General features: G+C 45.2%; 23 protein-coding genes. 9 read left to right on the forward strand and 14 right to left on the reverse strand.

Going from position 1 to position 18,503, the window contains the following annotated elements; translation table 11 throughout:
* Window positions 1–3: 3 nt before the first annotated feature.
* The 6 genes from HMPREF3144_RS07525 to HMPREF3144_RS07550 form a co-directional block, all read right to left on the reverse strand.
* The gene (locus HMPREF3144_RS07525) at window positions 4–423 is read right to left on the reverse strand and encodes an RloB family protein (RefSeq protein ID WP_070477257.1); all 420 of its coding nucleotides are present in this window, start codon (window positions 421–423) and stop codon (window positions 4–6) included.
* On the reverse strand, window positions 392–1,708 hold the full coding sequence (locus HMPREF3144_RS07530; protein WP_070477259.1) for an AAA family ATPase: 1,317 nt from the start codon (window positions 1,706–1,708) through the stop codon (window positions 392–394). Before HMPREF3144_RS07530 ends, HMPREF3144_RS07525 begins: the two co-directional genes overlap by 32 nt.
* A gap of 233 nt (window positions 1,709–1,941) precedes the next feature.
* Complete coding sequence (locus tag HMPREF3144_RS07535) at window positions 1,942–2,379, reverse strand: hypothetical protein (protein ID WP_018025534.1); 438 nt, start codon at window positions 2,377–2,379, stop codon at window positions 1,942–1,944.
* A gap of 134 nt (window positions 2,380–2,513) precedes the next feature.
* Window positions 2,514–3,743: a nucleoside recognition domain-containing protein gene (locus HMPREF3144_RS07540; protein WP_048767779.1), complete on the reverse strand. Its 1,230-nt coding sequence runs from the start codon at window positions 3,741–3,743 to the stop codon at window positions 2,514–2,516.
* A gap of 224 nt (window positions 3,744–3,967) precedes the next feature.
* The gene (locus tag HMPREF3144_RS07545) at window positions 3,968–4,312 is read right to left on the reverse strand and encodes a type II toxin-antitoxin system RelE/ParE family toxin (protein WP_070477261.1); all 345 of its coding nucleotides are present in this window, start codon (window positions 4,310–4,312) and stop codon (window positions 3,968–3,970) included.
* Window positions 4,300–4,584 carry a hypothetical protein gene (locus HMPREF3144_RS07550; RefSeq protein ID WP_018025538.1) on the reverse strand — a complete coding sequence of 95 codons (285 nt, stop codon included), beginning with the start codon at window positions 4,582–4,584 and terminating at the stop codon, window positions 4,300–4,302. The genes HMPREF3144_RS07545 and HMPREF3144_RS07550 overlap by 13 nt, the downstream gene beginning before the upstream one ends.
* A gap of 153 nt (window positions 4,585–4,737) precedes the next feature.
* On the opposite strand from HMPREF3144_RS07550, the gene HMPREF3144_RS11600 reads away from it, so the two are divergent.
* From HMPREF3144_RS11600 to HMPREF3144_RS07575, 6 genes are all read left to right on the forward strand, one after another.
* Complete coding sequence (locus HMPREF3144_RS11600; protein ID WP_210394302.1) at window positions 4,738–4,887, forward strand: helix-turn-helix domain-containing protein; 150 nt, start codon at window positions 4,738–4,740, stop codon at window positions 4,885–4,887.
* 98 nt (window positions 4,888–4,985) lie between these two features.
* Window positions 4,986–5,207, forward strand: coding sequence for a hypothetical protein (locus HMPREF3144_RS07555; protein ID WP_018025540.1), 222 nt, complete (start codon window positions 4,986–4,988; stop codon window positions 5,205–5,207).
* 154 nt (window positions 5,208–5,361) lie between these two features.
* Window positions 5,362–5,616 (forward strand): type II toxin-antitoxin system RelE family toxin, encoded by a 255-nt coding sequence (locus tag HMPREF3144_RS07560; RefSeq protein ID WP_070477263.1) that lies wholly within the window; start codon window positions 5,362–5,364, stop codon window positions 5,614–5,616.
* Window positions 5,617–5,626: 10 nt separating this feature from the next.
* Entirely contained in the window at window positions 5,627–5,965 is a 339-nt protein-coding gene (locus HMPREF3144_RS07565) for a helix-turn-helix domain-containing protein (protein ID WP_036561071.1), read from the forward strand.
* 515 nt (window positions 5,966–6,480) lie between these two features.
* Entirely contained in the window at window positions 6,481–6,702 is a 222-nt protein-coding gene (locus HMPREF3144_RS07570; RefSeq protein ID WP_048767787.1) for a response regulator transcription factor, read from the forward strand.
* A 16-nt stretch (window positions 6,703–6,718) separates the two neighbouring features.
* Window positions 6,719–7,018 (forward strand): LuxR C-terminal-related transcriptional regulator, encoded by a 300-nt coding sequence (locus tag HMPREF3144_RS07575; protein ID WP_018025544.1) that lies wholly within the window; start codon window positions 6,719–6,721, stop codon window positions 7,016–7,018.
* A 16-nt stretch (window positions 7,019–7,034) separates the two neighbouring features.
* Here the strand turns inward: HMPREF3144_RS07575 and ampD are convergent, their stop codons facing one another.
* The 3 genes from ampD to HMPREF3144_RS07590 are packed head-to-tail and all read right to left on the reverse strand — an operon-like array spanning window position 7,035 to window position 8,868.
* Window positions 7,035–7,724 carry a 1,6-anhydro-N-acetylmuramyl-L-alanine amidase AmpD gene (gene ampD / locus HMPREF3144_RS07580; RefSeq protein WP_018025545.1) on the reverse strand — a complete coding sequence of 230 codons (690 nt, stop codon included), beginning with the start codon at window positions 7,722–7,724 and terminating at the stop codon, window positions 7,035–7,037.
* 34 nt (window positions 7,725–7,758) lie between these two features.
* A complete protein-coding gene (locus HMPREF3144_RS07585) occupies window positions 7,759–8,001 on the reverse strand; it encodes a PP0621 family protein (RefSeq protein ID WP_070477266.1) in 243 nt (80 codons plus the stop codon).
* A gap of 21 nt (window positions 8,002–8,022) precedes the next feature.
* Window positions 8,023–8,868, reverse strand: coding sequence for a cytochrome C assembly family protein (locus HMPREF3144_RS07590; protein ID WP_036561078.1), 846 nt, complete (start codon window positions 8,866–8,868; stop codon window positions 8,023–8,025).
* Window positions 8,869–8,950: 82 nt separating this feature from the next.
* Here HMPREF3144_RS07590 and ffh point away from each other — a divergent pair, with 82 nt between their 5' ends.
* On the forward strand, window positions 8,951–10,453 hold the full coding sequence (gene ffh, locus HMPREF3144_RS07595) for a signal recognition particle protein (protein ID WP_070477268.1): 1,503 nt from the start codon (window positions 8,951–8,953) through the stop codon (window positions 10,451–10,453).
* A gap of 92 nt (window positions 10,454–10,545) precedes the next feature.
* On the opposite strand, the gene lysM is transcribed toward ffh, so the two are convergent.
* From lysM to HMPREF3144_RS07620, 5 genes are all read right to left on the reverse strand, one after another.
* Entirely contained in the window at window positions 10,546–10,980 is a 435-nt protein-coding gene (gene lysM / locus HMPREF3144_RS07600; protein ID WP_018025549.1) for a peptidoglycan-binding protein LysM, read from the reverse strand.
* A gap of 133 nt (window positions 10,981–11,113) precedes the next feature.
* Window positions 11,114–12,052 carry a prolyl aminopeptidase gene (gene pip / locus HMPREF3144_RS07605; RefSeq protein WP_070477270.1) on the reverse strand — a complete coding sequence of 313 codons (939 nt, stop codon included), beginning with the start codon at window positions 12,050–12,052 and terminating at the stop codon, window positions 11,114–11,116.
* A gap of 3 nt (window positions 12,053–12,055) precedes the next feature.
* Window positions 12,056–12,790, reverse strand: coding sequence for a tRNA (guanosine(46)-N7)-methyltransferase TrmB (gene trmB, locus HMPREF3144_RS07610; protein ID WP_018025551.1), 735 nt, complete (start codon window positions 12,788–12,790; stop codon window positions 12,056–12,058).
* A gap of 16 nt (window positions 12,791–12,806) precedes the next feature.
* Window positions 12,807–14,888 (reverse strand): methionine--tRNA ligase, encoded by a 2,082-nt coding sequence (gene metG, locus HMPREF3144_RS07615; protein ID WP_070477272.1) that lies wholly within the window; start codon window positions 14,886–14,888, stop codon window positions 12,807–12,809.
* 106 nt (window positions 14,889–14,994) lie between these two features.
* Window positions 14,995–15,303, reverse strand: a complete 309-nt coding sequence (locus HMPREF3144_RS07620) for a hypothetical protein (RefSeq protein ID WP_018025553.1) — start codon at window positions 15,301–15,303, stop codon at window positions 14,995–14,997.
* 103 nt (window positions 15,304–15,406) lie between these two features.
* Here HMPREF3144_RS07620 and apbC point away from each other — a divergent pair, with 103 nt between their 5' ends.
* Complete coding sequence (apbC, locus tag HMPREF3144_RS07625; RefSeq protein ID WP_070477274.1) at window positions 15,407–16,531, forward strand: iron-sulfur cluster carrier protein ApbC; 1,125 nt, start codon at window positions 15,407–15,409, stop codon at window positions 16,529–16,531.
* Window positions 16,532–16,563: 32 nt separating this feature from the next.
* Window positions 16,564–18,495, forward strand: a complete 1,932-nt coding sequence (locus HMPREF3144_RS07630; protein ID WP_070477276.1) for an autotransporter assembly complex protein TamA — start codon at window positions 16,564–16,566, stop codon at window positions 18,493–18,495.
* Window positions 18,496–18,503: the final 8 nt, after the last annotated feature.

Raw genomic sequence — 18,503 nt, forward strand, 5'->3', positions numbered from 1 at the left:
AAATCAAGTTACACAAAATACCTTACACCCTCGTAATAGCCAATACTCAAAACATGGCACCGAGGTAATGGCATGCCATTTACCAATAGGCTGCTGTCGATTGAGCTCGGCAATCGCCTCTTTGTATTCTACGTGTTGGTCTTTATCAAAAACACAGTACACCATATCATAGGCGTCACCTATGAGTTCTGATTGCTCATATTCCTTTATGGCAGACTGTACAAGCCTCATTGGATCTTTACCTAGGCTTTGGACTGTCACCGTGTTGAGCTGATGAAAATTTCGTGCGTCATTGAAGTAAAATCGTTCACTTTTTCCCTCACCCACAATCAAAATTTTGTCATAAGCTTGTCGTCTGGCCTTTCTCTGTATAAAACTATTTTTGGCTCGCCTAGTGTGCCTCGCTACTCTCTTTGAATTCATCGCTTTCCTCCCATAGCTGCGATTCTGTTATAAAAGGGACTCCACCATAACGCCCGCTTAAATACGCTTGCTCAATATTTTCTCGCTCTTTACGTACAGTAAAATCAGTGAGAGGATAGAGCTCTGTACCATGTGCATAGTCTCGCTCACAAAACCAAATTTGATCGCGTCGAAAAATTCGTTGATTCAAATGATTGGTATTTTGGCTTGTGAAAATCAGTTGCGCATTTTTAGCATTAGTCTGAGGGTTGTGAAACTGCTTGATCAATAATTCTACAAGCTGCGTATGTAAACTATTATCCAGCTCATCCACCAATAATACTAAGCCTTCTTTTAGCGCAATCATACATGGTGCAAGGAGTTGAAAAAGCTTTTGCGTGCCAGCAGACTCCTCACTAAAATCAAAAGGCACAAATTTGTCTTGAGCCGTCTGACGTATCGTATGTATAGTGAATGCCTTTTCTTCTTTAGTCTGATTTAACAGGATCAGTTTTTTTAGCTCGGCAGGTATATTGCTAGCTAAGGACTCCTCAAAATCAGCCTCATCAATGATGATGTCGTGAATATCAAGATCTGCTCTTCTTATGAAGCGCAACACCTGAGGTTTATTATTTGGGTTTTTGTGAATATATTCTGCGGTATAAAAAGGCGAAATCGCTGTTATGCCAATAAACTGCAAGACGTTTTTGAACCAGTAAAATACGGGCTGCAATTGCTTATTATTAAGTTGTATCGCAGTGGAAAGAAAAAGGGCGTTTTTCCTCGTTGAACGTTGCCAGATAGCCTTGGTCCCTTTAAAGTTAGCGCCGTACTTCCAGTCATGCTGCTGCTTACGCTCATCCCAAACACGCATAAACCATAATTGCGCCTGACGCTTTGGGTAGGCATAGAGCCACTCATCATAAATTTGCGAATTGTCTGCACTAAAACCATATTGATATCTTACGCCCTCAGCAATAAAGTCCACTTCAAATTCCGAGGGGCTATGACTTAAGTCCTCGTTTAATTTAAACGGAGTGATGCCTAAAGGATCATCTAATTGAGCATTAGCTGAAGCTAAAACTAATGTTTTCATTAATTTTAACGCCTTAAGTAAATTGGATTTACCACTGGCATTAGCGCCATAGATGATGGCCGATTTTAAAACACGGTATGCTTGCTGTGATGCTAATTCGATAGAAGCTACGTTATGCTCTTCATGTTCAGTGCCTGCGGCTGCGATCATACTCAATTTTTGTATGCTGGCGTATGAGTAGCAGTTGGCAACGGAGAACTCTAATAACATTGGTACCTCCTAAACTCGTGTGAAATGATAGATGTTAAAGATTTTATGTGTTTTTATAAATTAACACGAATTTAGTTTGTTTTTGACAGATTATGCCAAAAATGTCCACAATTTTATATTGTTTACTCCTGATAGGTCTTTGTCAGCGAGCGGCGTGCTATTCAATGATCACGCAGTGGCTTGAGTACTCATAAAGACTGGGTGTGGCTAAGTAAGTCGCCCTCCATGCTAAGTTACCAGGTTAATACGCTACTATATACACCACCCTCTTTGATCGTGAATTTTTGTGTTTTGCTTATCTCATTGCTACTGGCTTTTAGCTCATAGCTACCTGGACTGAGTTGTAAATAGAGTAGGGGGCCGACCTGATTATCGGTAAACACCATTTCGTTTTGGGCGTTGAAAAGCTGTACCTGCAGATTGTTTAAATAGGCACGATCAGCCGCATTGGCAAAGCTGAACTGGGCGTTATAATCAGCCGCATTCTGACGCAGCAGATCTAACTCCTCTTGACCGATACCACCCGTTTGATAGCTGATCTGATGTTCATTGTTGGCTTTTCTGATCTCTGCGTGGCTGAGGCTGTAACTACCTAAGGCTAAGCCGAAACTCAGTGCGCTGGTCAATAACATACGTTGAATTTGGGCTTGATTGAGTCCTTTAGCTTGCATCTGTCACTCCTTGAAAAAATACAGATTAAAAGCTATTGTACTGAGTGAACCGTGGTTGGAAGGTGAGTAGCTGATCTTAAACGTTGCCGGATGTAAACAATCGGTGAGTATAGTGCTCACCGATTTGCTTGGTATTAGCCGAAAAACAGATAGGTCATGGTAATGGCCGCAATGACACCAGCAAGTTCTGCCAAGAGTGCGCAAGGCAGAGCATGGCGAGTGTTTTTAACGGCGACCGAGCCGAAGTATACCGCTAACACATAAAAGGTGGTTTCAGTCGAGCCTTGAATAATGGCAGCCGCTCTGGCAGCAAACTCATCCACACCGCGTGCATTCATCAGCTCAACCATTAGGCCGCGTGCGCCCGAACCGCTCAGTGGCTTCATCAAGGCGACGGGTAAGGCTTCGACAAAGCGACTGTCAAAGCCCATGGCCTCCACAAGATAGCGCACACCATTGACGATATAGTCCATGCTGCCGGAGCTTCTGAACACCGCCACTGCCACTAAAATAGCGACCAGATAAGGGATGATTTTTACCGCTACCTCAAAGCCCTCTTTAGCTCCCTCAATAAAGGCTTCGTAGGCATTAATTTTCTTGATAAACGCCATAAAGATAAAGGAGGTAAAGATGCCAAACAGGACTAAGTTACCGAAGACTTTAGAAATCACATTAATCTCTTCGGGGCTTAGGGTCGTGAAATAAATCAGGGTGCCAATCACGACCGCTGTGAGACCGCCTAAGTAGAGTAGGACGGTACGATTTAAGAGATTGATTTTCTGATAAAAAGACACCACCAATAATGCGGTTAAGGTGGAGAAAAAGGTAGCAATTAAAATTGGCAAAAACACATCGGAGGGGTAGGCTGCACCAGCTTGTTGACGTAAGGCCAAAATAGAAATCGGCAATAGAGTCAAACTAGAGGCGTTAAGCGTGATAAACATAATCTGCGCATTAGTCGCCGTATCGGGTTTGTCATTTAAGCTTTGCAACTCCTTCATCGCTTTCAGACCGAGTGGGGTGGCCGCATTATCCAAACCTAAGGCATTGGCAGAGAAATTCATCAATATCGAGCCCATGGCTGGGTGGTTTTTTGGAATGCCTGGAAAGAGATGCTGGAAAAAGGGACTGACTAAGCGCGATAGCACATCAATCACCCCAGCGCGTTCACCGATTTTCATGATGCCGAGCGCAAAGGCCATAATCCCGATAAGGCCAAGCGAAATGGAGGCAGCCGTTTGGGAGCTGTCAAATAGTGAATTTACAATGGTTTGGAAAATCTCCGTATCGCCTCCGATTAATTTAATCAGGGCTACACCAAAGGTGATAAAAAAGAAGAACATCCAAATAAGATTTAAGGCCATCATCGTCCCCTAAGTTGTTTTTTATTATTATTATGCCTGATTTGAAGGGGTTAATAGAGAGCTTAGTCAAACAACTTGAAAGCTCTAAGCCAGTCACAAGGCAACAGGAGGTATTTGATAAACAGATAGCCAGACAAGGTGGTAATGACGAATTAGAGCTTTAGTATAAGCCGTCAAAGCGAAAGCCATGACGGCTTGTGAATCAATTATTTTGAGTGGTGAACTCAACTAAAGCTCAGCAAAGCTAAACGATAAGCATTTTCACGGAAATGCTTGACTGTTAATACTACTATTTGATTGTTGGCTTCATCATGCCAAAAAAGATAGATATAACCACTTTTGCCATAAGGAACTATTACCTCCCTAACATGACGCAAAACCTCCCCATCTACCGATAAATCATAAGTTCTACCATTATGCGTATTATCTTGAGTAGCTAAAAAGGAACTTCTGAGTAATTGCATCACCGCATTAGCCTGTTTAGTTGCCCCTAAATCATTTAAAAAACTATAAATCCTTGTCAGGTCAGACTGAGCAAGCCGTGTAATAACTAACTTCACTTGTGGCATTGAGGCATATCCCTTGGCTCGTCCATCTCAAGACTATCCACCCAATCGATAAACTCGTTAAGTGTAATATGTAAGCCTGTTTCTTGATAGTCTTTATAAGCTTGCATAGCTCGTCTATCATAAGCTTGTTTTGCTTTCAATGCTTCAATGTGCTTATCAACAGCATCTAATACGAGGCTATGAACACTACCGCCTAGTTCATCAGCTAATTCTTGTAGAATCGCTTTACGATAACCAAGTTTAACGCTGGTCACTTCTTGATTAGAACGCATAGTAAATCCCTCCTGAAGATATCATTATAGTAATACAAAAGTATTACCAGATCAATCATTATAAATCCCTAGCCCAACTGGTTAAATATTAAAAAATTGTTGTAGTGATAGTTACCCTCCGGCCACTTCTCGGACGAGGTTGTCAATCTTAAAGTGGATAATGGCTGGAGCGGTATACGTGCATGGGGTGAGTACTTAGGTCTTACGCAGGCTGAGGTAGCGCAACGCCTTAATATTGAACGGCCTACCTATTCTCAAATGGAAGCACCTGATGCAAAGCCACGTAAAGCGACTAAAATATAAATAGCGCAGGCCTTAGGTATTTCGCTGGAATAACTGTGAAAACTATGGTTTACCTGCTAAAACAACAATTGACGAACATCTAATTTAAAGGCGAAAATATGTGTACTGTTGCGCAAAAAGACGTATTGATTGAATTTTTAGCACAAGTTCAAGCTGGGCTAGCGAGACGCTTGCCCTTATCTTTCAATGAAGATCAGAGAAAACTTGCTTTATTAAGAAGTGATTTATATTCCACTTCTCATGCAGATATAAATTACGAGAAGCTCATTTCGGAAATCAAAGACATTGACGAAAAATATAAGCATTTGCCAATTTTATAGCTTTTATGAATGAGCGATGATTTTTCCGGTATTTGTCGAGATAGTTGTCACATACTCATTAAATTTTAATAATTGGCGTTCTATATGTAGAACCAAACTAGATAGGTTTAATAGCTTATGGTATAATTAAACCTATAATTAAATTGAAGATGCTATGTATGATATCAACTGGTCAAACCGAGCAAAAAAGCAACTGCGTAAAATAGATATAACTGATAGAAAGCGTATATCGGATGCTGTTGATCTACTTGCTGACTGTGAAAATGCTGTAAACGTAAAAAGATTAGTTAACCATCAATATGGATATCGTCTTAGAGTAGGGCGTTATCGTGTTTTATTTGATGTCCAAACGCAAATAAAGATTGTAGATGTACAAGAAGTCACCAAAAGAGATGATCGGACTTATTAGGGAGTAAGGTATGGATGTCACCAACCACACATTAGTTAGTAAAAATGGCAAACCGGAGTATGTTGTTTTGCCATATGCTGATTATTTACAGTTAACCAGAGGTAAAGAACCACGTATACCCATTGATGGTTCAACTCCCCACGAAGTTGTCAAGCTTGAAGTGGATAATGGCTGGAGTGGTATACGTGCATGGCGTGAGTACTTAGGTCTTACTCAGGCTGAGGTAGCGCAGCGCCTTAATATTGCACAGCCTACCTATGCTCAAATGGAAGCTCCTGATGCTAAACCACGTAAAGCGACTAAAATACGAATAGCACAGGCCTTAGGTATTTCAGTGGAACAACTGTAAAAATTATAGAAAAGAAAGTTTTTTTTCTGTTTAATTAAAACTTATAATTTTTTAACTTAAAAATTTGACAAAGATTTAAAAAAAACAATTGAATTAAAAATAGGTGTGTTCCTAGCTTAAAGGATGATTAAAGAGAGGCAATGGCGTAAGCTGTTGCCTCTTCTTTTTGGTAGTTTATGAAGTTATATACTATAAGCAGCAGCTTATTAATAGCTTAAGTGCTAAATAGTTTGCATTTAAACTAGATTTAGCCGAATTTAAGAGCTAATAAGTGAAGTTTAAACTAATCGTCGCATTTATAACACAAAAAAGCTTAAAGATATCAGGGAAACTACTTATAAAAAGAAGCTTTTTCTTAATTAGGGTTTACCTATATATATAAAACATGTTTAATGAAATTGGCTGCAAATGCGTGGTTTTATATTTGTAGCTGTTGATCTTTTATGTTTTAGGAATCCGGAAGTTTTATTTCCAAAATTATTTCTACATTTTTTAAATATATAAAGGTGATTCATATGCAAAGTGTGTCTTTACATACTTCAAAACCGCCAAGCTTAACGCCCCGTGAGCTGAATGTGTGTAGTCTGGTGGTACAAGGCTACACGAATAAGGAAATCAGTCAAGCACTGGGTATCTCCGAGCGTACGGTCGAAACCCATCGGGCGAATGTATTTAGAAAGCTTAATGTGCGCAATGCAGCAGAATTGCAGCATGATTACAGTTATTTATTTGTATAGGAGGCTTCAGAAAGTAATGATGGACAAAGATCTGATACGTAAAAAGCGCAGCAAAACCAGTTCCTCACAGCGAAATAAGCAGTCGATGCCAGCGCAGGATTACACCCTTGACCGGATGACACCACGGGAAAAAGAGATTTTCCTCTTGACCAAAAAGGGTCTAACCAGCAAAGAGTGTGCAGCTGCTTTCGGTATTTCAGTACGCACAGTAGAAATACATCGCGCCAATATCATTCAAAAGTACCAAGTCAAAAATATTGTTGAATTGGTCTATCGTAGCAATCAAGCCTTAGACAAGGGGAAGAAGCTACACTAGTGGATTACGTGCTAGGCTAGGGAAGTTGTCGTCTGCGCCAACCCGCCTCTTTGGCATAGCGTTGCCAATCAAAACTAGGACCAGGGTCCTGTTTGCGTCCGGGGGCAATATGTTCATGACCTCTTACCGCAGTCAAGCCATAGCGCCGCTTCAGTGCCTGCGTTAATAACACCAAGTGATGATATTGAATCGCTTCATATGCCGTTGAGCCTGTACCCTCAAGTTCAATACCAATGGAGTAGGGGTTACATGGTCCACGTCCGACAAAATCGGATTGACCGGCATGAAAGGCCATATCATCAGCACTCACAAACTGCACAATTTGGCCATTGCGACGAATTAAAAAATGCGCCGATACACGCAAGTCTTTAATCTCTTCAAAAAACGGATGTGTCTTAGGATTGAGCTGATTAGTAAACAGCTGCTCAATGTAGGGACCACCAAACTCATTCGGCGGTAGGCTGATATGATGAATCACCAATAAGCTCGCCCTCAGACCATTGGGTCTTTTCGCAAAGTTGGGCGACGCTACATGCTTAACTAGGGCTTCCTTAGGCTTTTTAAGCACTCTGAATTTTGCTTTACGAGGCGTAGCTGATGGTAGTGTCAAATCCGCACAGCTAAGGCCCGTGTACTGTCTTAACCAGCCATGACGATCGATTTTCAAAAGCGGTGTTTTTTTCTTGGTCTCACTCACACTTTTCATAGAAAATCCCTAAATCCATTGCGCTGTTACTAGCTTACACCTTGTCTGCGCTTTTTGCATGCTCTAAACTGCACCAGGTCTTATTTTTATAATGTACCGCTTCATTTTCAGGGATATGGACGCCACAATGACTGCATTGAGCCATGGGGATACTTTTAGTGGCTTGCGCCCGTTCCTCTGCCTGCTTAGCTTGGATGGTGCGGCGTGCATTGCTTAAGGCGCGATTGACCAAGACTAAGGCAATCAGGGCAATGATGATTAATAGTAAAAGTCTCATATAAGCTCCGGCAAGTTCCAGCTAGCGCCCGAGAATCATCTCAAAGACAAAGCGCGAACCGGTATAGGCTAACATCAATAAAAAGAAGCCCAGTAAATTCCAACGTAGGGCGATGCGACCGCGCCAGCCCCAGATGACTCGACCACTCAGTAGAAAGGCAAAGACCAGCCAAGCTAATAGTGTAAAAAAGGTCTTATGGTCATGGGGTAAGAGCTGATGATAGTAGCGCCATGAGACCCAACTACCGGTAGCAATAGAGAGGGTTAATAGGGCAAAGCCGATCCAAACCAGTCTAAATAAAAGACGCTCTTGCAGTAGTAATGGCGGTTGCGCATCCACTAAGCGATTTAAAAACTTTTGTTTGGAATCAAAATCATGTGGTGTATGTAAGTAGCGGTCAAGCGCCGTGGTGATCAAGGCTTGCACCGTGGCAAGCGCAATCACACTATAGGCTAATAGTGAAATAATCAGGTGGATGCGGAAGATCTCGCTATTAACCTGAATCACCACACCGCTGTCAGAGGTCGGGAAAAAAGCCGGTAATAAGCAGCCTAGCGCACTACTTAGACCCAAAGGCAGTAATAATGCCTTGATGGAAACAAAATTACTTTCAATCCAGAAAATAATCATGCCAAACCAAATCGTAAGTGAAATGCTAAGGGCCCAATTGATGCGTATATGATCGCTATAAAGCATCGCATAGTGGACGGCGACACCGTGCAATAGTAAAATCAGTAGCAGTGCCCAATGGCGACCTCCTCTGCTAGCGCTGAGCTCGCGGTTTTGCCAGAGGGGATACCAAATTGAGGCGGCTAGCAGTAGATACGCCAACGCAGATAGATAGTGCAATACAATATCTAGAGACATAAAGCAGAAAGGCTTCTCTTAAAAAATTAATAATACTAAGAATCATTATATACTTTTCTGCCTAACCATAGAGTGATGAATAATGCTTGATAATTTAACCAATCGTTTATCCAGAGTTGTAAAAACTATGCGTGGTCAGGCACGCCTGACTGAAGCTAACACGCAGGAGATGTTGCGAGAGGTCCGCATGGCATTGCTAGAAGCGGACGTTGCCCTACCCGTTGTAAGAGAGTTTATCCAAGAGGTCAAGGAAAAGGCCATGGGTCAGGAGGTGGTAGGTAGTCTGAACCCAGGTCAGGCCTTGGTGGGTGTCGTGAGTGATGAGTTGACGCGCATTATGGGTGGTGATTTGCCGCTCGCTGAGACCGAGTTATCACTTGCGGCGCAGCCACCAGCAGTCATTTTAATGGCCGGTTTACAGGGGGCGGGTAAAACCACGACCACAGCAAAGTTAGCGCGCTTATTGCGTGAGGGTGAGCTCACTCAAAACGGCAAAAAAATCGATAAGAAAAAGGTATTAGTGGTTAGTGCTGACGTTTATCGTCCCGCAGCGATTGAGCAGCTAAAGACGGTGGCGGTGCAGGTTGGTGTTGATTTCTTTCCTTCCGATGGTTCACAAAAGCCCTTAGACATTGCGCACAGTGCCTTAGAACATGCTAAGCGTCATTTTTACGATGTCCTAATCGTGGATACGGCTGGTCGCCTAGGTATCGATCAGGACATGATGGATGAAATCAGTGCATTACATCGCTTTTTAAAACCGGTTGAGACCTTATTTGTGGTTGATGCCATGCAGGGTCAAGATGCGGTCAATGTCGCGAAGGCTTTCTCCGATGTGTTGCCTTTAACCGGCGTGGTGATGACAAAGCTTGATGGTGATTCGCGCGGTGGTGCGGCCCTTTCTGTGCGCCATGTGACGGGTAAACCGCTGAAGTTTGTCGGTACCTCGGAAAAGCTGGACGGTTTAGAGATTTTCTATCCTGAGCGTATGGCGCAGCGTGTGCTAGGGATGGGCGATATCCTCTCGCTGGTTGAGCAGACGAAGCGCAATATTGATATTGCCGAAGCGGAGAAAATGGCCGCTAAGCTTAAAAAGGGCGATAAATTTGATTTAAATGACTTTTTGGATCAATTGCAGCAAGTCAAAAAAATGGGCGATATGGGCTCTATTATGGAGAAATTACCGGCGCAATTTTCTGCCATGGCGGGTCAATTACAAGGCGGTGAGGCTGAAAAGCAGTTGCGTCGTACCGAAGGCATTATTAATTCCATGACCCTTGAGGAGCGCTCAAAGCCCGAGATCTTAAAGGCTTCACGTAAGCAGCGTATTGCTAAGGGGGCGGGCGTACAGGTGCAAGAGGTAAACCGCTTATTAAAGCAGTTTGAACAGATGCAAGCCATGATGAAGCAATTCAAAAAGGGCGGTATGCAAAAAATGATGCGTGCGCTTGGTGGCTTAGGCGGTCTGGGAGGCTTGATGGGTGGTGGTGCAGGAGGTCTACCCGGTATGGGTGGTGGTCTGTCTGGCTTAGCTGGCATGGGACGTAACCGTAGCGGTAGTACTAAGCGTAAGCGTCGCCGCTAGTCGAGAAGTACTCACGGTACGCCGTGTTGACTGTGCAAGACAAAAGCCCTAAGCAATCACTTACTTAGGGCTTTATTTAATTAAACGCTATCCTATTTTGGGATACGTAGAACCTGACCTGGGTAGATTTTATCTGGATGGCTAAGCATGGGCTTATTAGCCTCAAAAATTTTCATGTAGTCGTTGGCATTACCATATTGCTCTTTAGCAATTTTGGATAGAGTATCACCGGATTTTACAGTGTAGAAATTAGACTCGCCCTCATTGCTTGCAGCCTCTAGCTGATTATCAACCTCTGCAACACCGATCGTATTACCTAAGGCAACGGCAATTTTTTCAGCGGTTGCAGCATCGGCAGCCTTACCCTTTACCACTACCTTATCACCATCAACCGCAATATCTAAGCCCTCAGCATTTAAGCCGTGCTTATCTAACTCTTTTTTAAGCTCATCAGCGGTTGCTGCTTTTGCTTCACTGCCACCAAATAGCTTCTCACCAACGTTTTTAACAAAGCTGATTAAACCCATTATTTGCTCCTTTTGTCATTGAATAAATAGTCGTCTCAAAGAAAGCGACTAGTTTGATTCTAGCAAATTGTTTTGTAACTAAAGTATTAATTGGTTATTAAATTTCAGCGAGTATTGCTTAGCTAACGACATTTTATAGTGTGGCGAATTTATCCGTGGCATCTAATAAAGCAGCTAAAATCCCGGGTTCATTAAAGGCATGACCCGCATCCGGAATTAAGTGAAAGGCGGCATGAGGCATGGCCTTAGACAGCTCCCAAGCAGTTTTAGCAGGGGTGCAGCAATCATAGCGACCTTGGATAATAATGGTTGGAATATCAGCTAATCGGTGTGCATCACGCAACAACTGACCCTCCTCCATAAAGCCCGCATGCTTGAAATAGTGATTTTCAATACGCGCAAAACTGAGGATCGCATCCCGATCAGCAAGCGTCAGTGCTTTGGCGGCTGTAGGTAGGAGGGAGATGGTATTACTTTCCCACTGCGCCCAAGCATACGCACAGCGAAGTTGCTCATCCTCATCATTGCCAGTTAGGCGACGATGATAAGCGCTGACGAGATCATCATGTTCGGCAGCTGGTATGGGGGCGAGGTATTTTTCCCATTCATCAGGGAAAATAAAGCTAGCACCGGATTGATAAAACCATTGAACCTCCTCTTTGCGCAGCGTAAAGATACCACGCAGAATCAATCCCTTGACCCGATTTGGATGCGCTTGGGCATAGGCTAAGGCTAGGGTAGAACCCCAGGAGCCGCCAAACACAACATATTGATCGACCTGGAGAATCTCTGCGCGCAAGCGCTCCATATCACTTATCAGCTGTGGCGTCGTGTTATTTTCCAGTGAGGCGGTGGGTTTGGAGCGACCACAACCACGCTGATCAAATAATAAAATATGGTAGCGCTCGGGATCAAAAAGCTGTCGATGTTGAGGGCTGCAGCCAGCACCCGGGCCGCCATGCAAAAAGATGAGGGGCTGACCCTGGGGGTTGCCGCAGAACTCCCAATAAACTTGGTGACCCTCACCGGTGTCTAAAAAGCCGTGTCGATAGGGCTCAATGGGTGGATACATGGCTTAAGCCTTTTTCTCAAAAATTAAATCCCACACACCGTAACCTAAATTAAGACCACGATTTTCAAACTTGGTTAAGGGGCGGTAATCTGGTCGTGGCGCAAAGTCGGGATAACGATTTTTTAATGCCTCTTCATGGCTCAGCACCTCAAGCATTTGCATCGCATAATCTTCCCAATCGGTAGCGCAATGCAAATAGCCACCGGGCTTGATGCGGCTCACCAGTTGCTTAATAAAGGGTGATTGCACGAGGCGACGCTTATGGTGACGCTTCTTAGGCCATGGATCGGGGAAGTAAATATGTACCCCGTCAAGGGAATCGGGCGCTAGCATATGATTAACCACATCCACCGCATCATGCTGAATAATGCGGATGTTAGTTATGCCCTCGTCCTCAATGCGATTGAGTAAGGAACCGACACCACCGGAAAATACCTCCACCCCGATAAAGTTTTTATCTGCCGCAGCGGTAGCGATTTTGGCGGTGGTTTCACCCATGCCGAAACCGATTTCTAGTACCGTCGCGGCCTGACGACCAAAGATCTCCTCATACTGAATAAAGCCTGGCTGATAGCGCAGGCACCAGCGCTCATAGAGCTCGCCATTTAGCGCACGGCGTTGACCGGGGGTAATATGGGTGCTCCGATGGACATAGCTTTTAATGTGACCCCAGTCCTTTTTTTCCTCGGTCTCTGCGGGCGTTGTTGGTGTTGTGTCCATGTGATCATGTGTTTGCATATAAAACCTCAAGGACTTAGAGAATGCGCATGCCAGGTTCGGCACCCTCAAAGGGTTCTAATACATAAAAACCGGGGTTTTGCTTGCTGTCTGCGTGTGCCGCTGACAGCACCATGCCCTCAGACAGGCCAAATTTCATTTTGCGTGGCGCTAGGTTCGCTACCACGACGGTCAGTTTGCCGATTAATTGCTCGGGCTGATACATGGATTTGATGCCAGAGAATACTTGACGATGGCGACCCTCACCCAGATCCAGGGTTAAGCGTAGCAGCTTATCAGCCCCTTCGACCGCGGCACAATCAATGATTTTCGCAATACGTAAGTCCACCTTTAGAAAATCATCGTAGCTGATGGTGGGTGCAATTGCTTCGCCGCCAGGCTTGACCTCGTCGGTGGGGGCGGTGGGGCTTGCCTCAATCGCTAGTAGCTCGTCTAAATGCTTTTCCTCAACGCGCTTCATTAAGTGCTTAAACGGTGCAATGGCGGTCGGTAGTTCGGCTGCATCAGACCAAATAAAATCGCGTCCTAGGCCAAACAACTCCTTGGCAACATGTGAAGCTAATTCTGGCAGTACTGGCGCTAAGAGTACGGATAGTGCTTTAAAGCCAGCGAGGGCGCGTGAGCAAATATCCTGTAGCTGCGCTTTTTGCTCGGCAGATGCCTCACTAATGCCCTTGGCCATTACCCAAGGTTGTGCCTGGTCAAAAGCCTGATTGATTTTATCCGCTTGCGCCATAATGGTGCGAATCGCACGCGCATATTCACGCGCCTCAAAATCGCTCACAATTTGCTCAGTTATGGCCTGATATTCGACCGCTAGCGCTTCTTTATCACCGAGATAATCAAGCTCACCCGCAAAGTGACGGCTGATAAAGTTAGCCGCACGGCTGGCAATATTAATATACTTACCAATTAAGTCGGCATTTACTCGGGCAATAAAATCATCTGGGTTAAAGTCAATATCCTCAACTCGGCTATTGAGCTTTGCGGCTAGATAGTAGCGGAGCCACTCAGGATTCATGCCGATATCCAGATAGCGTAGCGGCGAAATGCCGGTGCCACGGCTCTTGGACATTTTCTCCCCACTGACGGTAATAAAGCCATGTACATTTAGACCGTCAGGTACCTTGCGCCCTGAAAACTTCAGCATGGCTGGCCAGAACAAGGTGTGGAAGTAGACGATATCCTTACCGATAAAGTGATATTGTTCAGTATCAGAGTCCGGTGCTTGGAGTGCATCAAAATCAAGACCGACCTTATCACAATAGGCTTTAAATGCGGCCAGATAACCGACTGGTGCATCCAACCACACATAGAAATACTTGCCCGGCGCATCCGGGATTTCAATTCCGAAATAGGGCGCATCACGTGAAATATCCCAGTCATCTAACTTACTTTCTTCTAGGCTGGTGCCGAGCCATTCGCGGGTTTTAGCTAAGACCTCGGATTGTAAACGTGGCTTACCTTGGGCGTTGTTGCTCTGCGTCCACTGTAAGAGAAACTCCACGCAGCGGGGATCCGATAAATTAAAGAAGAAATGCTCGGAACTTTTTAGTACGGGCGTGGTCCCGGTTAGGGTGGAGTAGGGGTTAATCAGTTCAGTGGGTGAATAGGCGGTACTACAATGCTCACAGGCATCGCCATACTGATCCTTGGCGTGGCAGCTCGGGCACTCACCCTTAATGTAGCGATCCGGTAAAAACATGCCTTTCACAGGATCGTAGAATTGCTCAATGCTACGCTGACTAATTAGACCCGCTTGCTTGAGCTCCTTATAAATGGTTTGGGAGAGCTCGGTATTTTCTGGGCTGTGGGTATTATGCCAATGGTCAAACTTAATATGAAAACCATCTAAGTACTTTGGCCGTTCGGCAGCGATGCGGGAGACCAGCTCCTCGGGGCTGATGCCTTCACTTTCGGCCTTGAGCATAATGGGTGCGCCATGCGCATCATCCGCACAAACAAAGTGTACTGTGTGACCGGACATTCGTAATGCTCTAACCCAGATATCGGCCTGTATATACTCCATAATATGACCGATGTGAAACGAACCGTTGGCGTAGGGTAGAGCCGTTGTAACGAATAAAGTGCGAGACATAGATTTTAAAAAGCAAAAAAATAAAGGATTAAGGAATTAATCCTTTATTCTAATCTATTGAGCTTGGATAATTTGAGGAAAGGGCTAGATTTGCAGAAGAGAGTCGCTATCTAATCTCACGGAATTCGACATCGGTGATCTCAGACTCTGGCGGTCGTGTAAAATTATCCGATTGACGACCGTATTTATATTGATAACGTGAGGTAAAATTTGCTGTTCTGGTACGAGCGCGTTGTCTTTGTTCGTGCCAAAACTGGCGTGCAGAAAATGACTTACCGCGGAGGCGATTGATGATATATAAAGCAGCTACCCCGATAAGCAGTGTAAAAATAAATGTAAAGGCCAATACCAAACCGATAAGGGTGATGGTAATAAAGGCTATATTAGCCAACAAGCTTTGAAAAAAGTTTTTCATGTTACGAAATACTCCGTGTAATGATCTGGTTTTCGTAGTCTAAATAGCTACAATCATGCTATTAATAGTTAATTCTACTTTATAAATTTGGAAAATCTTTAGAATGAACGCAGAACTTGCAACCTTATACAGTCGCTTACAAAAAGAGTTAGTGGACCCCGTTTTAGGTATGAATATCGGCCATAAAATTAAAGAGCGCGATCTCAGCTTAAAAAAGGGCATGATGTCTTTAATTAAGGGCTCCACCCTACATTTCAAGTTCGAGCCGGGTTATTTTTTAGGTGAGGATAAGCAAAAGGTCCTGATCCATATTCGTCAAATCGCCCGGGAGTGCGGTTTTCCCGAGATCGAGATTGAGTGGTCAGATACCATTCGTAGCCATGTGGTGCAGGGTGGTCTCAAGCCCCTGAAAGCCGTCAAAAATATTGTGGCTGTTTCCTCCGGTAAAGGGGGGGTGGGTAAAAGCACGACCTCGACGAATATTGCTTTAGCGCTATGCCAAGCCGGTGCCCGGGTGGGGATTCTAGATGCGGATGTGTACGGCCCCAGCCAGCCCTTAATTTTAAATATCGAAGACGCCAAAATTGAAAGCGTGGATGAGAGTCAGGGCGGTGGCATGAAGCCGCAGGAGGCTTATGGCTTAGCAGTGAATTCCATTGGTTTTATGCTCGAGACTGACGCCCCTGCGATTTTACGTGGGCCCATGGTAGCGCAGGCGGTTGAGCAGATGCTTAATCAGACCGCTTGGCCTCAATTGGACTATTTAATTATTGATATGCCGCCGGGCACGGGTGATATTGCCTTGACCCTTTCGCAAAAGGCACCGCTAACCGGTTCGGTGGTGGTGACAACGCCGCAGGATGTGGCCTTATTGGATGCGCGCAAGGGTTTACGCATGTTCCAACGGGTTAATGTACCTATTCTCGGGGTGGTGGAAAATATGAGCGTGCATGTTTGTAGTCATTGCGGTCATGCGGAGCATATCTTTGGTGAAGAGGGTGGTAAAAACATGGCGCAGGAGCTTGAAGTGCCATGGTTAGGTGCATTGCCATTAAGTCGTGCGGTACGTGAACAAACGGATGCTGGTCAGCCAACGGTGGTTTCTGACCCCGAATCGGAAGCTGCTAAGCGTTATCATTTGATTGCGCGTCGCCTTGCCTATAATATTTCCGAATTGCCTATCGACCGAAGCGGTGCTTTCCCCAAAGTAGTTGTGGAAAATCTTTAATCCTAAACCAAGTCACTTAACGTTGATTACGCATGGCATTTAAGAGCAATACGCTGCCCAACTTATCTCGTCTTTTTTTAGTGGGAGCGCTTAGTTTAGGCTTCGCAGAGCGTGCCCTGAGCGAGTCCGACTCGATGAGTGGGCCGATTTATGAGCGCGAACGTCAATTGGTTGCAGCCAAAGAGGCTGAGCGAGAGAGGGCAGCAGAGGTGCACGCCCTGGAGATTGAAAATGACGAGGCCAAGATCAAGGTGCCTGAAGTGATCATTATGCCTGGTGGGCTTAGTCCCGAAGATCTAGAGGTGGTGGATGCCGCCATTTCTTCGGTGGTGCGTCAGGCCGATGATCAGGATAGTCGTGAGGCCGATAGGATTCGCCGGCGCGGTCGAGATGCGGTGCTATCTTCCTTGGCCACCCGAGGCTATTTTGACCCTAAGGTGACCTTGGAGGTAGGTGAGGACTTTGAGGGTGAAACCTGGGATATTAGTATTGAGCCTGGCGAGCTCACGCATGTCAATCGTGTCTCCAATGAGTTTAGCGGCACCATTGCTAAGTCATCTAGCTATCAGCAACGGATTGAGGAACTACGCCAGGGTTGGGGCTTGCCTAAGGGTAAGGTCTTTATTAATAAGGTCTGGAGTAGTTCTAAGAACTCGCTCTTACAAGCGGTGGCAAGTCAGGACTTTTATCTGGCTCGGATGACTCATTCACAGGCCTTGATTGATCCTGATGAAGCCACGGCGGATTTAAGCACGGTGATTGATAGTGGACCAGCCGTGCGTTTAGGTCACACGGAGGTACAGGGCTTACGGCGGGTGCCGATAAGTTTAATTCGGCGTTATATACGCTATGAGCCGGGTGAGGAGTTTTCTCAGGAAAAGCTAGACGAATGGCAGCAGACCTTACAATCCACCAATTTTTTCCGTGGTGCCTTTGTCACGATTAAAAAGCCCGACGATCCAGCGATTTACGAGCAGGACGAAGCGGTCTTGCCTGTTTTGGTGCGCGTCACTGAGGGGCCAGCCCGCATTATGTCCGCTGCGGTGGGTATTGATGAGGTGAACACCTTCCGGGTTGAGGGCGTATACCGTCAAAATGTGGTGTGGAATCAAGCGGTGACCATGGAGGCTGGTGCTAGTCTGGGACTTAAGGAGCAGCGCGGTTATTTTGATATTTACCGAGCACCGAACTACGATGGGACGGTTGATAGTTTCGGTATTATGGCGCGCCATTCGGATTACTCGGATGAGGAGGTCAGTCGCGCTGCCTTGGGTTGGAAACGTACCCATGAATTTAAATTGGATCCGGCCAGTCGGGTCGAGTTTGAGAGTCGTTATTCGGCAGCGATTGCTTATGATTCGGTCAAGCGTAAAGGGCAGCCTAAATTTGAATTGCCTAATGCGGTGTTGACCTACGATTTATTGCGCCGTGATGTGGATAGTAAATTCGATCCGCGATCCGGTAATTTAATTGTCTTAGGTTTGGGTGTCGGCGCTGATTTGGAGCGTGGCGATCCCTTTGCGCGGACTTCGGTGCGTGCGCAGCAATGGTGGCCGATAGGGCGTCGGGATAATATCACGGTACGAGCCGAGCTTGGCTATGTGCATGCTAAAGATAGCACCCGAATCCCCGATGATTTCGGCTATCGTACTGGGGGCGCAGGCTCAATTCGTGGTTATCGCTACTTTGGTATTGGTGAGCGATCCTATAAAAGTATCATTGGTACCCGTGCGCTAGCGGTAGCGAGTGTGGAGTACACCCATTATTTTAATAATACTTTCGGCATGGCCTATTTTGTGGATGCTGGTGATGCTGCACGTAAGTTTAAAGATATGAAGTTGCATCTAGGTACCGGAGTGGGCGCAAGGGTTAAAACACCCGCTGGTCCGCTCTTTTTTGATATTGCCTATGGCCATCGTGATCGCAAAATACGTTGGCATTTCTCCTTAGGTATGGCGTTCTAAACAAAAGA

This window comes from Oligella sp. HMSC05A10 (genome assembly GCF_001808335.1).
In the GTDB taxonomy this organism is placed as follows: domain Bacteria; phylum Pseudomonadota; class Gammaproteobacteria; order Burkholderiales; family Burkholderiaceae_B; genus Oligella; species Oligella urethralis.

Bases quoted from the DNA above. Each gene is read 5' to 3' on its own strand.
- HMPREF3144_RS07525 (WP_070477257.1), bottom strand. From the start codon at position 423: ATGAATTCAAAGAGAGTAGCGAGGCACACTAGGCGAGCCAAAAATAGT.
- HMPREF3144_RS07530 (WP_070477259.1), bottom strand. From the start codon at position 1,708: ATGTTATTAGAGTTCTCCGTTGCCAACTGCTACTCATACGCCAGCATA.
- HMPREF3144_RS07535 (WP_018025534.1), bottom strand. From the start codon at position 2,379: ATGCAAGCTAAAGGACTCAATCAAGCCCAAATTCAACGTATGTTATTG.
- HMPREF3144_RS07540 (WP_048767779.1), bottom strand. From the start codon at position 3,743: ATGGCCTTAAATCTTATTTGGATGTTCTTCTTTTTTATCACCTTTGGT.
- HMPREF3144_RS07545 (WP_070477261.1), bottom strand. From the start codon at position 4,312: ATGCCACAAGTGAAGTTAGTTATTACACGGCTTGCTCAGTCTGACCTG.
- HMPREF3144_RS07550 (WP_018025538.1), bottom strand. From the start codon at position 4,584: ATGCGTTCTAATCAAGAAGTGACCAGCGTTAAACTTGGTTATCGTAAA.
- HMPREF3144_RS07555 (WP_018025540.1), top strand. From the start codon at position 4,986: ATGTGTACTGTTGCGCAAAAAGACGTATTGATTGAATTTTTAGCACAA.
- HMPREF3144_RS07560 (WP_070477263.1), top strand. From the start codon at position 5,362: ATGTATGATATCAACTGGTCAAACCGAGCAAAAAAGCAACTGCGTAAA.
- HMPREF3144_RS07565 (WP_036561071.1), top strand. From the start codon at position 5,627: ATGGATGTCACCAACCACACATTAGTTAGTAAAAATGGCAAACCGGAG.
- HMPREF3144_RS07570 (WP_048767787.1), top strand. From the start codon at position 6,481: ATGCAAAGTGTGTCTTTACATACTTCAAAACCGCCAAGCTTAACGCCC.
- HMPREF3144_RS07575 (WP_018025544.1), top strand. From the start codon at position 6,719: ATGATGGACAAAGATCTGATACGTAAAAAGCGCAGCAAAACCAGTTCC.
- ampD (WP_018025545.1), bottom strand. From the start codon at position 7,724: ATGAAAAGTGTGAGTGAGACCAAGAAAAAAACACCGCTTTTGAAAATC.
- HMPREF3144_RS07585 (WP_070477266.1), bottom strand. From the start codon at position 8,001: ATGAGACTTTTACTATTAATCATCATTGCCCTGATTGCCTTAGTCTTG.
- HMPREF3144_RS07590 (WP_036561078.1), bottom strand. From the start codon at position 8,868: ATGTCTCTAGATATTGTATTGCACTATCTATCTGCGTTGGCGTATCTA.
- ffh (WP_070477268.1), top strand. From the start codon at position 8,951: ATGCTTGATAATTTAACCAATCGTTTATCCAGAGTTGTAAAAACTATG.
- lysM (WP_018025549.1), bottom strand. From the start codon at position 10,980: ATGGGTTTAATCAGCTTTGTTAAAAACGTTGGTGAGAAGCTATTTGGT.
- pip (WP_070477270.1), bottom strand. From the start codon at position 12,052: ATGTATCCACCCATTGAGCCCTATCGACACGGCTTTTTAGACACCGGT.
- trmB (WP_018025551.1), bottom strand. From the start codon at position 12,790: ATGCAAACACATGATCACATGGACACAACACCAACAACGCCCGCAGAG.
- metG (WP_070477272.1), bottom strand. From the start codon at position 14,888: ATGTCTCGCACTTTATTCGTTACAACGGCTCTACCCTACGCCAACGGT.
- HMPREF3144_RS07620 (WP_018025553.1), bottom strand. From the start codon at position 15,303: ATGAAAAACTTTTTTCAAAGCTTGTTGGCTAATATAGCCTTTATTACC.
- apbC (WP_070477274.1), top strand. From the start codon at position 15,407: ATGAACGCAGAACTTGCAACCTTATACAGTCGCTTACAAAAAGAGTTA.
- HMPREF3144_RS07630 (WP_070477276.1), top strand. From the start codon at position 16,564: ATGGCATTTAAGAGCAATACGCTGCCCAACTTATCTCGTCTTTTTTTA.